At 72.8% G+C, this 12123-nt stretch carries 12 protein-coding genes; 10 read left to right on the plus strand and 2 right to left on the minus strand.

Translation table 11 applies throughout. The features are described from left to right. Positions 1-151: 151 nt before the first annotated feature. Together metK and ACFVX6_RS34925 are read left to right on the plus strand one after the other, a co-directional pair. Positions 152-1360, plus strand: coding sequence for a methionine adenosyltransferase (gene metK, locus ACFVX6_RS34920; RefSeq protein ID WP_243334350.1), 1209 nt, complete (start codon positions 152-154; stop codon positions 1358-1360). A 111-nt stretch (positions 1361-1471) separates the two neighbouring features. Then, entirely contained in the window at positions 1472-3598 is a 2127-nt protein-coding gene (locus tag ACFVX6_RS34925; protein WP_389698398.1) for a primosomal protein N', read from the plus strand. A 256-nt stretch (positions 3599-3854) separates the two neighbouring features. Here ACFVX6_RS34925 and ACFVX6_RS34930 read toward each other — a convergent pair whose 3' ends face one another. Further along, entirely contained in the window at positions 3855-4376 is a 522-nt protein-coding gene (locus ACFVX6_RS34930; protein ID WP_389698400.1) for a hypothetical protein, read from the minus strand. Positions 4377-4637: 261 nt separating this feature from the next. Between ACFVX6_RS34930 and fmt the strand changes: the two genes are divergently transcribed. After that, positions 4638-5585, plus strand: coding sequence for a methionyl-tRNA formyltransferase (gene fmt, locus ACFVX6_RS34935; RefSeq protein ID WP_389698402.1), 948 nt, complete (start codon positions 4638-4640; stop codon positions 5583-5585). 71 nt (positions 5586-5656) lie between these two features. Continuing rightward, a complete protein-coding gene (locus ACFVX6_RS34940; RefSeq protein WP_389698404.1) occupies positions 5657-7105 on the plus strand; it encodes an RsmB/NOP family class I SAM-dependent RNA methyltransferase in 1449 nt (482 codons plus the stop codon). 18 nt (positions 7106-7123) lie between these two features. Here ACFVX6_RS34940 and ACFVX6_RS34945 read toward each other — a convergent pair whose 3' ends face one another. After that, the gene (locus ACFVX6_RS34945) at positions 7124-7519 is read right to left on the minus strand and encodes a RidA family protein (protein ID WP_389698414.1); all 396 of its coding nucleotides are present in this window, start codon (positions 7517-7519) and stop codon (positions 7124-7126) included. A 110-nt stretch (positions 7520-7629) separates the two neighbouring features. Here ACFVX6_RS34945 and ACFVX6_RS34950 point away from each other — a divergent pair, with 110 nt between their 5' ends. From ACFVX6_RS34950 to ACFVX6_RS34975, 6 genes are all read left to right on the plus strand, one after another. Further along, a complete protein-coding gene (locus ACFVX6_RS34950) occupies positions 7630-8619 on the plus strand; it encodes a helix-turn-helix transcriptional regulator (RefSeq protein WP_389698406.1) in 990 nt (329 codons plus the stop codon). A gap of 282 nt (positions 8620-8901) precedes the next feature. Beyond that, the gene (gene rpe, locus ACFVX6_RS34955) at positions 8902-9588 is read left to right on the plus strand and encodes a ribulose-phosphate 3-epimerase (protein ID WP_389698408.1); all 687 of its coding nucleotides are present in this window, start codon (positions 8902-8904) and stop codon (positions 9586-9588) included. Positions 9589-9726: 138 nt separating this feature from the next. Continuing rightward, a complete protein-coding gene (locus ACFVX6_RS34960; protein WP_243334549.1) occupies positions 9727-10740 on the plus strand; it encodes a sugar-binding transcriptional regulator in 1014 nt (337 codons plus the stop codon). 136 nt (positions 10741-10876) lie between these two features. Beyond that, positions 10877-11101: a hypothetical protein gene (locus tag ACFVX6_RS34965; protein WP_250741347.1), complete on the plus strand. Its 225-nt coding sequence runs from the start codon at positions 10877-10879 to the stop codon at positions 11099-11101. A gap of 304 nt (positions 11102-11405) precedes the next feature. Beyond that, a complete protein-coding gene (locus ACFVX6_RS34970) occupies positions 11406-11636 on the plus strand; it encodes a ribonuclease domain-containing protein (RefSeq protein WP_389698416.1) in 231 nt (76 codons plus the stop codon). Further along, positions 11633-12070 carry a barstar family protein gene (locus ACFVX6_RS34975; protein ID WP_389698410.1) on the plus strand — a complete coding sequence of 146 codons (438 nt, stop codon included), beginning with the start codon at positions 11633-11635 and terminating at the stop codon, positions 12068-12070. Before ACFVX6_RS34970 ends, ACFVX6_RS34975 begins: the two co-directional genes overlap by 4 nt. The last annotated feature ends 53 nt before the right edge of the window (positions 12071-12123 follow it).

The raw sequence follows: 12123 nt of genomic DNA on the forward strand, positions 1-12123 counted from the left end.
GTCGCAGGTCACACGGCTCCCATAGGGCGAGACGGGTGGTCCGGCGAACGGTGGCGACCGATAAACTGCAGCCGGAACGTGATCGGGCGCAGCCTCCGATGAGGTTCCACCAATATTTCAGCCAGCAGCCGCTGCAACCCCAGGGAGCGTTGTGTCCCGTCGTCTCTTCACCTCGGAGTCTGTGACCGAGGGTCACCCCGACAAGATCGCTGACCAGATCAGCGACACCATCCTCGACGCGCTCCTCACCGAGGACCCGACCTCGCGCGTCGCCGTGGAGACCCTCATCACCACCGGTCTCGTCCACATCGCGGGAGAGGTGACGACGAAGGCGTACGCGCCGATCGCGCAGCTCGTCCGCGACAAGATCCTCGAGATCGGCTACGACTCCTCGAAGAAGGGCTTCGACGGCGCCTCCTGCGGCGTGTCGGTGTCCATCGGCGCACAGTCCCCGGACATCGCGCAGGGCGTCGACACCGCGTACGAGAAGCGGGTCGAGGGCGACGAGGACGAGCTCGACAAGCAGGGTGCCGGCGACCAGGGCCTGATGTTCGGGTACGCCTGCGACGAGACCCCCGAGCTCATGCCGCTCCCGATCCACATCGCGCACCGCCTGTCCAAGCGGCTGTCCGAGGTCCGCAAGAACGGGACCATCCCGTACCTGCGTCCCGACGGCAAGACCCAGGTCACCATCGAGTACGACGGCGACAAGGCCGTCCGCCTCGACACGGTCGTCGTGTCCTCGCAGCACGCGGCGGACATCGACCTGGACTCGCTGCTCGCCCCGGACATCCGCGAGTTCGTCGTCGAGCACGTCCTGAACCAGCTCGTCGAGGACGGCATCAAGCTCGACACCGAGGGCTACCGCCTGCTGGTCAACCCCACCGGCCGCTTCGAGATCGGCGGCCCGATGGGCGACGCCGGCCTGACCGGCCGCAAGATCATCATCGACACCTACGGCGGCATGGCCCGTCACGGTGGCGGCGCCTTCTCGGGCAAGGACCCGTCCAAGGTCGACCGCTCCGCCGCGTACGCCATGCGCTGGGTCGCCAAGAACGTGGTCGCCGCCGGTCTGGCCTCGCGCTGCGAGGTCCAGGTCGCGTACGCGATCGGCAAGGCCGAGCCCGTCGGTCTGTTCGTCGAGACCTTCGGCACGCACAAGGTCGACGTCGAGAAGATCGAGAACGCCATCGGCCAGGTCTTCGACCTGCGTCCGGCCGCGATCATCCGCGACCTCGACCTGCTGCGCCCGATCTACGCCCAGACCGCCGCCTACGGCCACTTCGGCCGCGAGCTGCCGGACTTCACCTGGGAGCGCACCGACCGCGTGGACGCCCTGCGGACCGCTGCCGGCCTGTAGGACCGCCAAGAGCACCCGTTCGACGGACGGCCCCGGACCCTCGTGGTCCGGGGCCGTCCGTGCGTGCGGGCCCGTCCGCCGTTGTCGGTGGGGTTTGGTAAGAATGCGGGTGTGAGCAGCACCAATGACGCGGGGGAGCGGAGCGGGCCGGGCGGTCCGCCGGAGCAGCTCGCGCTGATGCGGGAGATGGTCGCCGAGGCGAAGGCCAAGGCGCCCAAGGCCAAGCCGCGGACCTGGCGCGGGGCCTCCGTCGCCGAGGAATTGCCCGTGGCCCGGGTCCTCGTGAACAAGGGCGTGCTCCACCTCGACCGGCTCTTCGACTACGCGGTCCCCGCCGAACTCTCCGAGTCCGCCCAGCCCGGCGTCCGCGTCCGGGTCCGCTTCGGCGCGGGCTCCCACCGGGTCCACGGCGGCCGCCGCGAGGGCGGCGGGCTCATCGACGGCTTCGTCATCGAGCGCCGCGCCGAGTCCGACTACAACGGAGCCCTCGCCGCCCTCGCCCAGGTCGTCTCGCCCGAGGTCGTCCTCGGCCCCCGCATGCTCGCCCTCGCCCGCGCCGTCGCCGACCGGTACGCCGGCAGCCTCGCCGACGTGCTCCAGCTCGCGCTGCCCGCGCGCAGCGCCCGCGCCGAAGCCAAGCCGTCCCCCGAACCGCTGCCCCCGCCGGCTGCGCCCGAGCCCGCCGGCTGGGCGCGGTACGGAGCAGGCCCCGGCTTCCTGCGGGCCCTGGCGGGCGGCGGCACCCCGCGCGCCGTGTGGACGGCCTTGCCCGGCCCCGGCTGGGCCGACGAGCTGGCCCGCGCCATGGCCGCCACCCTCGCCTCCGGACGCGGCGCCCTCACGGTGGTCCCCGACGGGCGCACCGCGGCCCGCGTGGACGCGGCGCTCACCGCCCTGCTCGGCGAGGGGCGCCACGCGCTGCTGACCGCCGAGTCCGGGCCGGAGAAGCGCTACCGCCAGTGGCTGGCCGTCAGCCGGGGCTCGGTGCGGGCCGTGGTCGGTACCAGGGCCGCGATGTTCGCTCCCGTACGGGACCTCGGGCTCGTCGCGGTCTGGGACGACGGCGACTCCAGCCACAGCGACGTCCACGCCCCCTTCCCGCACGTGCGGGAGGTGCTGGAACTGCGCGCGGTCACCGACGGCTGCGCCTTCCTGGTGGGCAGCACCAGCTGCACGGTGGAGGCCGCGCAGCTCGTCGAGTCCGGCTGGGCCCGGCCGCTGGTCGCCGACCGCGAGACGGTACGGACGTGCGCGCCCCGGATCCGGACCGTCGGAGACGAGCTGCTGGCCCGGGACGGGGCCGCGCGGGCCGCCCGGCTGCCGAGCCTCGCGTGGGAGACCGTACGGGAGGGACTGAAGACCGGGCCCGTGCTCGTCCAGGTGCCCCGGCGCGGCTACGTGCCCCGGCTGGCCTGCGAGCGGTGCCGGACGCCGGCGCGGTGCACGGTCTGCGCGGGGCCCCTGGAGGCGCCCGACGCGCGGGACCTGCACTGCGGGTGGTGCGGTCGGGCCGAGCCGGCCTGGCACTGCGAGGAATGCGGATCGTTCCGGCTGCGGGCCCAGGTGGTGGGCGCGCGGCGGACCGCCGAGGAACTGGGGCGGGCCTTCCCGGCCGTCCCCGTACGGACCTCCGGGCGCGACCACATCCTGGACGAGGTGCCGGACCGACCCGCGCTGGTGGTGTCCACGCCCGGCGCCGAGCCGGTCGCGGCGGGCGCCGGATACGCGGCGGCGCTGCTGCTGGACGGCTGGGCCATGCTGAGCCGGCCCGACCTGCGGGCGAGCGAGGACGCGCTGCGGCGGTGGATCGCGGCGGCCTCGCTGGTACGGGGGGACGGACAGGTGGTGGTCGTCGCCGAGCCGACGCTGCGGCCGGTCCAGGCGCTGGTGCGGTGGGATCCCGTCGGGCACGCGGTACGGGAGCTGGCGGAGCGGGCACAGCTCGGGTTCCCGCCGGTCTCCCGGATGGCGGCGGTCGCGGCGGGGAGCGCGGAGGCGGTCGAGGCCTTCCTGGCGGGGGCCGGGTTGCCGCCGGACGCGGAGGTGCTGGGGCCCGTGCCGTTGCCCGGGCGGCGGGGGGAGCCGTCCGCGGGGGAGCGGGCGCTGGTCCGGGTCCCGCCCGGGAGCGGGGCCGCGTTGGCCGCTGCGCTGAAGGCGGCGCAGGTGGCTCGGATGGCGAAGGGGGTTCCGGTGGCGGAGGCGGTCCGGATCCGGATCGATCCGCTGGACATCGGCTGAGGGGTGGGGCGGCCCTGCGGGGCGGAGTCCCCTACCCGCCCTTCGCCCGTTCCCCGGGCGCTGCCCGGACCCGGTCCTCAACGCCGGACGGGCTGAACTGCTCCTGGGGCTCCGCCCCGGACCCCGGTCCTCAAACGCCGGACGGCTGGATTGGCTGCGTCCCGGACGGCGGGCGGGGACGACGGAAGCCCCCGGCGGGTGGTCTGGTTCGCCGGGGGCGGGGGTCGTCGGGGGTCGGCGTCCCGACGGGGGTGGGTCAGCCGTTGCGGGGGCCGGGGAAGGCGCCGGGGCGGGACGCGCCCGCCTCCTCGCGCACCGGCTGCGGCGGCACCGAGCGCGCCGCCGGGACGGTGGGCAGCGGCCCCAGGGTCCGGGGCGTCGTGCCCTCGGCCAGCGGCTCCCGCTCGGCGCTGCCGGGCTCGGCGCTCTGCGCCCGGCGGGCACCGTAGCGCCGGTGGACGGCCTGCTTGGTGACGCCGAGCGCCGAGCCGACCGCGTCCCACGAGAAGCCGAGCGAGCGGTCGAAGTCCACCGCGGCGGTGACCAGCGTCTCGACGCTGTCCCGCAGTTCCTGCGCGAGGCGGACGGTGGGTGCGGGTGCCCGGCCGTAGACGACGAAGCCGGTGGAGGGGCCTGAGCGGCGCGGGCGGTAGACGTTGCCGAGCTGAGCGGTGAGCGTACGCAGAGCATCCACCTGCCGGCGAACCCGCTCGATGTCCCGCACCAGGAGGTGCAGGCTGGCCCGTGCTTGGGCGTCGTGGGTGGCGTGGTCGGCCATGAAGAAGCCTCTCGAACCGGTGCTGAAGAGCGGATCGGGCCGCAGACACCGTTCTGTTTCGCGGCCCGTTTCGGTCAATCTCTCTTGACCAACGCGCTACCCGGTGGGCAGGTCACGCTATGGGGGCGTGTCGGCATATGCGAGGAGCGCGCGTGTGTGCGTACGCCCCCTCGGGCGGGCGTCGCCTCGCAAGTGGGACGGTGTGCGGCCACCGCATAGACTGATGCGCTGCTGACAGCCGAGATAGCGAGGTAGACCCCAGTGAAGCTCGTCTTCGCAGGCACCCCCGAGGTCGCCGTGCCCGCCCTGGACGCTCTGATCGCCTCCGGGCGCCACGAGGTCGCCGCCGTCGTCACCCGGCCCGACGCTCCGGCCGGCCGGGGCCGTCGCCTCGTCGCCAGCCCCGTCGCCGAGCGCGCCGAGGAAGCCGGCATCGAGGTCCTCAAGCCCGTGCGGCCGCGCGACCCGGAGTTCCAGGCCCGGCTGCGCGAGATCGGCCCCGACTGCTGCCCGGTGGTCGCGTACGGCGCGCTGATTCCCAAGGGCGCCCTGGACATCCCCAAGCACGGCTGGGTCAACCTGCACTTCTCGCTGCTGCCCGCGTGGCGCGGTGCCGCACCCGTGCAGCAGTCGATCATGGCGGGGGACCAGGTCACCGGTGCCTCCACCTTCCGGATCGAGGAGGGGCTCGACACCGGCCCGGTCTTCGGGATCCTCACCGAGGAGATCCGGCCCACCGACACCAGCGGCGACCTGCTGACCCGCCTCGCCTTCGCCGGCTCCGGGCTGCTGGTCGCCACCATGGACGGCATCGAGGACGGCACCCTGCGCGCGGTGGAGCAGCCCGCCGACGGGGTCTCGCTCGCGCCGAAGATCACCGTCGAGGACGCCCGGGTCGACTGGCACGCGCCCGCGATGCGCGTCGACCGGCTGGTGCGCGGCTGCACCCCGGCGCCGGGCGCGTGGACGGTCTTCCGCGGGGAGCGGCTCAAGCTGGTCTCGGTCGCGCCGGTCGCGGACCGGACCGACCTGAAGCCGGGCGACCTGGGCGTGGCCAAGAACAACGTCTACGTCGGCACCGGCTCGCACGCCGTGGAGCTGCTCTGGGTGCAGCCGCAGGGCAAGAAGCCGATGAAGGCCGCCGACTGGGCGCGCGGGGTGCGCATCGCTCCGGGTGAGCGGCTGGGCGGCGGGGCCGACGTAGGCTGATTTTCGCAGTTCTTCGCGATTCCTCTTTTTGTCTCTTGCAGTTCTTCCCGTAACCCCGGAGCACCTTTCACGTGAGCGAGCAGCCTCGTAGCAAGCCGGCCAAGTCGGCCAAGCCGCACCGCAGGCCCAAGAAGGACCCCGTCCGGATGCTGGCCTTCGAGGTGCTGCGGGCGGTGGACGAGCGCGATGCGTACGCGAACCTCGTGCTGCCGCCGCTGCTGAAGAAGGCCCGCAAGGACGAGACCTTCCAGGCGCGGGACGCGGCGCTGGCCACCGAGCTCGTGTACGGGACCCTGCGCCGCCAGGGCACGTACGACGCGGTCATCAAGGCCTGCATCGACCGCCCGCTGCGCGAGGTCGACCCGCCGGTGCTCGACGTGCTCTCGCTCGGCGCGCACCAGCTGCTCGGGACCCGGATCCCCACCCACGCGGCGGTGTCCGCGAGCGTGGAGCTGGCCCGGGTGGTGCTCGGCGACGGGCGGGCGAAGTTCGTCAACGCGGTGCTGCGCAAGATCTCCGCGCACGACCTGGAGGAGTGGCTGGAGAAGGTCGCCCCGCCGTACGAGGACGACGCCGAGGAGCACCTCGCGGTCTTCCACTCGCACCCGAGGTGGGTCGTCAGCGCCCTGTGGGACTCGCTGGGCGGCGGCCGCGCCGGGATCGAGGACCTGCTGGAGGCCGACAACGAGCGGCCCGAGGTCACGCTCGTGGCGCGGCCCGGGCGGTCCACGGCGCAGGAGCTGCTGGAGGCGGTGGGCGAGGACTCGGCGCTGCCGGGACGCTGGTCCCCGTACGCGGTCAGGATGGCCGAGGGCGGCGAACCGGGTGCGCTGGAGGCGGTGCGCGAGGGCCGCGCCGGCGTGCAGGACGAAGGCAGCCAGCTGGTCGCGATGGCCCTGGCGGCCGTCCCGGTCGAGGGTCGCGACGAGCGCTGGCTGGACGGCTGCGCCGGACCGGGCGGCAAGGCCGCGCTGCTCGCGGCGCTGGCCGCCCAGCGGGGTGCTTTCCTGCTGGCCTCCGAGAAGCAGCCCCACCGGGCACGGCTGGTCGAGCGGGCGCTCGCCGGCAACCCGGGCCCCTACCAGGTCATCACGGCCGACGGAACGCGCCCGCCGTGGCTGCCGGGCTCCTTCGACCGCGTCCTGATGGACGTGCCCTGCTCGGGCCTTGGCGCGCTGCGCCGCCGCCCGGAGGCGCGCTGGCGCCGCCGGCCGGAGGACCTGGAGAGCTTCGCGCCGCTCCAGCGCGGGCTGCTGCGCGAGGCGCTCTCGGCCGTCCGGGTGGGCGGCGTCGTGGGCTACGCGACCTGCTCGCCGCACCTGGCGGAGACCCGGGTGGTGGTGGAGGACGTACTGAAGGGGCGGGGCGCCGGTGCGGCCCCCATCGCGGCGGAACTGATCGACGCGCGGCCGTACATGCAGGAGGTTCCGGCGCTGGGCGACGGCCCGGACGTACAGCTGTGGCCGCACCTGCACGGGACCGACGCGATGTACCTGGCGCTGATCCGCAGGACCGCTTAGCCGGTCGGCCCGGTCGCGTCACGCGACGGCGGTTCCCTCCAGCTCGACCAGCTGGCCGGGGATCGCCAGCCGCGTCACCCCGAGCATGGTGGTGGCCGGCGCCGCCCCGGCGGCGCCCAGCCGCGCCGCCAGCTCGCCGTAGTGCCGGAAGAGCAGGTCGACGTCGGTCGTGTAGACGTTGAGCCGGACGAGGTTCGCGAGGGACATGCCGGCCTCGGCGAGGACGGCCTCCACGTTGTCGATGCTCAGCGCCAGCTGCGCCGCCATGTCCCCGTCGTGCTCGGGCTTGCCCTCGCCGCTCATCGAGGTCTGGCCGGAGATGTAGAGGGTCCGGGTCTGGCCGGAGACGACCTCGCCCTGGTTGAAGCCCATCTCGACGGACCAGGTCACCGGGTTGATCGCGGTGCGGTGCAGTGCCATGTCAGCTCCATTGGTTCGTTTGGTTCAGTGCCGAAGACGTTGTGTGGACGAGCCTCGCAAGGAATCACGACACCCTCTGTCGTGTATTCCGATAAAGTTTTTGCATGCGCGCAGACCGGTTGGTCTCGCTGGTGCTGCTGTTGCGTCAGCGCGGTCGGCTGACCGCGGACACGCTGGCCCGCGAGCTGGAGGTATCCACCCGTACGGTGCTGCGCGACATCGAGGCGCTGTCGACCGCGGGGGTCCCGGTCTACGCCGAACGCGGCCGGCACGGCGGTTTCGCGTTGTCGCCCGGATTCCGCACCGAGCTCACCGGCCTGAACCACGACGAGACCCTCGCCCTGCTGGCCGCCGGATCGGGGCGCGGCGAGCAGGTGTTCGGGCTGGGACCGGAGCTCGCTTCGGCGATGCGCAAGGTGGTCGACGCGCTGCCCGAGAGCCACCGGGTCGCCGCCGGTGACGCGGCCCAGCGCTTCCTCGTCGACCCGGAGTCCGACCTGCTCTCGCGCCGGCTGGTCGCCGAGGAGGTGCCCGGCGGCGCGATGATCGAGGTCCGGCGCGCGGTGCTCGCCGGACACAAGCTCCGGATCCGCTACGCGGCCACGGGCGAGACGCCGCAGTGGCGCACGGTGGACCCGATCGGGCTGGTCACCGTACGGGACCGGGGCTACCTGCTGGCCACGCGATCAGGCGAGGACCGCACCTACCGGCTGTCGCGCGTGCTGGCCGCCGAGGAACTCCCCGAAGCGGCCGAGCGGCCGAACCGGGTCGATCTGGACCGGATCTGGCAGGAGCGCTCCGCGCGGTTCCTCTCCGGCGGCGACCACATCGCCGTGCTGCTCCGGGTTAACCCGGAGCGGCGGGAAGACCTGCTCGACACCGCGCTGGCGGTCCGCGCGGAGGAACCCGACGCAGACGGCTGGCTGCGCCTGGAGGTCACCTTCCAGGACGCACGACATGCCCGCTGGGCCCTGTGGCAGCTCGGCACGGACGGGGAGGCCCTGACCCCGCAGTCGTTGCGCACGTGGCTGCGCGACCGTGCCGCGGCGGTCGCGGCGCGCTACGGGGATCCGTCCGGGGGTGCGGCCGGCTGAGGAGGGGGACACCCGATCCCGCATGCGGGATGCCCGATCCGGGATGAGGGGACGCCCGATCCTGCACGCGGGGACGCTCGATCGCGCACGCGGGGATGCCCGATCGCGCACGCGGGGACGCTCGATCGCGCACGCGGGGACGCTCGATCGCGCACGCGGGGACGCTCGATCGCGCACGCGGGGACGCTCGATCGCGCACGCGGGGATGCCCGATCCCGCACCCCCGCACTCCAGTTCCGGGGTAGTGGCCGGAAGGCGTTGGCGGCATGGCACGCTTGGGGCATGGCCGTTCAGATCAATCCCAGCATCTTGTCCGCCGACTTCGCCCGGCTCGCCGAGGAGGCGAAGGCCGTTCAGGGGGCCGACTGGCTGCATGTCGACGTCATGGACAATCACTTCGTCCCGAACCTCACCCTCGGCGTGCCGATCGTGGAGTCGCTCAGCCGGGCGACGGACATCCCGCTCGATCTGCACCTCATGATCGAGGACCCCGACCGCTGGGCCCCCCAGTACATCGAGGCCGGCGCGGGTTCCGTGACCTTCCACGCCGAGGCCGCCGCCGCGCCCGTACGGCTCGCGCGGGAGATCCGGGCCAAGGGGGCGCGGGCGTCCATGGCGCTGAAGCCCGCGACGCCCATCGAGCAGTACGAGGACATCCTTCCCGAGCTCGACATGCTGCTGATCATGACCGTGGAGCCCGGCTTCGGCGGTCAGCCCTTCCTCGACATCATGCTGCCCAAGATCCGCCGGACCCGGGAGCTCATCTCCAAGCACGGTCTGCAGCTGTGGCTCCAGGTCGACGGAGGAGTATCCGCCACGACCATCGAGCGGTGCGCCGAGGCCGGCGCCGACGTGTTCGTGGCGGGCAGCGCGGTCTACGGAGCGGTCGATCCGGCGGCAGCCGTACGTACGCTGCGTGACCAGGCGGGTGCGGCGATCGCTGCTGCGCCCTGGGCTTGCAACCACTGAAACAAGGCTTGGTGAACAGCTCGGTGAACGGGAGCTGTCCAGGCTGATCAACGGCCGTCGGATCTGACAGGATGAACGGCGAGTCGAGAGTGTGAACACGATGGTGTGAACAGCAGTGAGGAGAACGCGGTGTCTGCAATGTCGGCGGGACGGTCAGCCCTGCGGATGGGACCCGCGGAGCTGGTGCAGGCGGCGGCCATGGCGCGCCGCTTCTATCTGGAGGGGAAGTCCAAGATCCAGATCGCCGAGGAGTTCGGCGTGAGCCGCTTCAAGGTGGCCCGGGTCCTGGAGACCGCTCTGGAGCGCGACCTCGTACGCATCGAGATCCGCGTACCGGCCGAGCTGGACGCGGAGCGGTCCGACGCGCTGCGCGCCCGGTACGGGCTGCGGCACGCCGTGGTCGTGGAGTCTCCCGCCGATGCCACCGAGGACGCGCCGGACCCGGAGAACCTGGGGGCCGTAGCCGCCGATCTGCTGGGTGAGCTCGTCAACGAGGGCGACGTACTGGGCCTTGCGTGGGGGCGGTCGACCATCCACATGGCCGCTTCCCTGCACCGGCTGCCTCCGTGCACCGTCGTCCAGCTGACGGGCGTGTACGACGCCGGGACGGCCGAGCGCGGGTCCGTGGAGGCCGTGCGCAGGGCCGCGCAGGTGTCGGGCGGCGACGCCCACCCCATCTACGCGCCGATGCTGCTGCCCGATCCGGCCACCGCGGCCGCCCTGCGGAACCAGACGGGGATCGCGCGGGCCTTCGAGTACTTCGACAAGGTGACCGTCGCCGCCGTCTCCATCGGGTCCTGGGAGCCGGGCATCTCGACCGTCCACGACATGCTGAGCGACGAGGAGCGGGCGCACTACGCCTCGCTGGGCGTCGCCGCCGAGATGTCCGCCCACCTGTTCGATGCCGAGGGGCGCCGGGTCGGGCGGGACCTCGGCGAGCGCTGCATCACCGTGGAGGCGGACCGGCTGCGCCGGATCCCCGAGGTCGTCGCCATCGCCGGCGGGCTGCGCAAGGCGTCCGCGATCGGGGCCGTGCTGCGCTCGGGGCTGGTCACCAGCCTGGTCACCGACACCGCTGTCGCGGACTATCTGCTGACCGAATCGGAGCCCGGTCTGCGGCCGGCTCTGGAGCGGGCCGACCCCGACGAGTGATTGTTCGGATTGGTCCGATTGTCCGGACGAATGCCGGTCAAACGCGGGCACGTGAGGTTCGCCGATGCGGATGGTGCCGTAATTGAGATCCGAACGGCGGACCGTTCAACGGCCTGCTGGGCGCATACTGGGTTCAATGACAAAGTCCGCAGTACCTCGCCGCCATCTGCCGTCCAGCCCGTTCAAGGCCCCCGTGGAAGCGCCCCTCCGGCACTTCAGCGTCGGCGACCGGGTTTCTCACGATGAGCACGGCCTCGGCCGTGTCGTCGCCATTGAGGAGGGGATCGCTGTCCTCGTCGAATTCGGGCCTGAGGTCCGTAAGCGCATCCTGAGTCCGTACACCAAGATGTCCGCCCTCTGAAGACACCGCGCGATTCGCGGGAGAATCGGATATTTGGCACGATCGGTGCATGATCTTTCGGAACGTGCCCCGATCGTTGCTGCGTGTGCTGGGGGCCGTGTTCCTCTGCGCGGCGCTGGTCGGTGCGGTGGGTTGCAGCGGGAAGAAACCCGCGCCTGCCGCCGCCACCAGTACGAGCGCGAGCGCCGGCTCCGGCGTTGACGTTGCCCCGAGCGGGGCAGCGAGTTCCGCTGTGCCGACGCCCGGATGGGCGAAGGGCATGGCGACGGTACGGGCTTCGGCATTGCCGCAACAGGCCCGGGACGTGCTGACGCTGATCGACAAGGGCGGGCCGTACCAGTACCGGCAGGACGGGACCGTCTTCGGCAATTTCGAGAAGGTCCTGCCGCAGCAGAAGCGCGGTTATTACCACGAGTTCACCGTGAAGACGCCCGGTGAGCGGGACCGTGGGGCCCGGCGGATCGTGACCGGCGGGGGCGGGGAGTTCTTCTACACGGACGACCACTACGAGACCTTCAAGGCGGTTCTCCGATGACCTTGGACCCGCGGCCCCTGGCCCCCGCGCTCGAAGCTGCCGAGGCCGCCGGCTGGGCGACCGTACGGCTGGATCTGGACGGCGTACGGAGCAAAGCGGAGCTCATGCGGCGGTGTGGGGGCGCGCTGCGGCTGCCGTCGTGGGTCGGGGGGAACTGGGATGCGCTGTCGGATGCGCTGAAGGATCTGTCGTGGTTGCCGGCTGCAGCCGGGCGGCTGCTTGCCGTGACCTCGTGGCGCGGGTATGCGGAGGCTCGGCCTGCGGACTGGGAGACGTTGCGCGAGATCCTGGAGGAGGCCGTCGACTTCTGGCGGGCCGAGTCCGAGGGCGAGGATGCGGCGCCGGGGTTGACGGTGCTGCTCGCCGAGTCCGGCCCCGGGCCGGTGGACGGGGCTCAGCCCCGCGCCCCGCGCCTCAAACGCCGGCGGGGCTGAATCTGCCCCCGCGGGGCTGAATGGGCCCCGGCAGGGCCGGGATGGTCCTGCGG

Source organism: Streptomyces sp. NPDC058289, from assembly GCF_042880975.1.
Classification (GTDB): Bacteria; Actinomycetota; Actinomycetes; order Streptomycetales; family Streptomycetaceae; genus Streptomyces; species Streptomyces stoeckheimensis.

Excerpts from the sequence above, each read along its gene's own strand:
- rpe (WP_389698408.1), top strand. The coding sequence starts at position 8,902 with ATGGCCGTTCAGATCAATCCCAGCATCTTGTCCGCCGACTTCGCCCGG.
- ACFVX6_RS34960 (WP_243334549.1), top strand. The coding sequence starts at position 9,727 with ATGTCGGCGGGACGGTCAGCCCTGCGGATGGGACCCGCGGAGCTGGTG.
- ACFVX6_RS34950 (WP_389698406.1), top strand. The coding sequence starts at position 7,630 with ATGCGCGCAGACCGGTTGGTCTCGCTGGTGCTGCTGTTGCGTCAGCGC.
- ACFVX6_RS34975 (WP_389698410.1), top strand. The coding sequence starts at position 11,633 with ATGACCTTGGACCCGCGGCCCCTGGCCCCCGCGCTCGAAGCTGCCGAG.
- ACFVX6_RS34965 (WP_250741347.1), top strand. The coding sequence starts at position 10,877 with ATGACAAAGTCCGCAGTACCTCGCCGCCATCTGCCGTCCAGCCCGTTC.
- ACFVX6_RS34930 (WP_389698400.1), bottom strand. The coding sequence starts at position 4,376 with ATGGCCGACCACGCCACCCACGACGCCCAAGCACGGGCCAGCCTGCAC.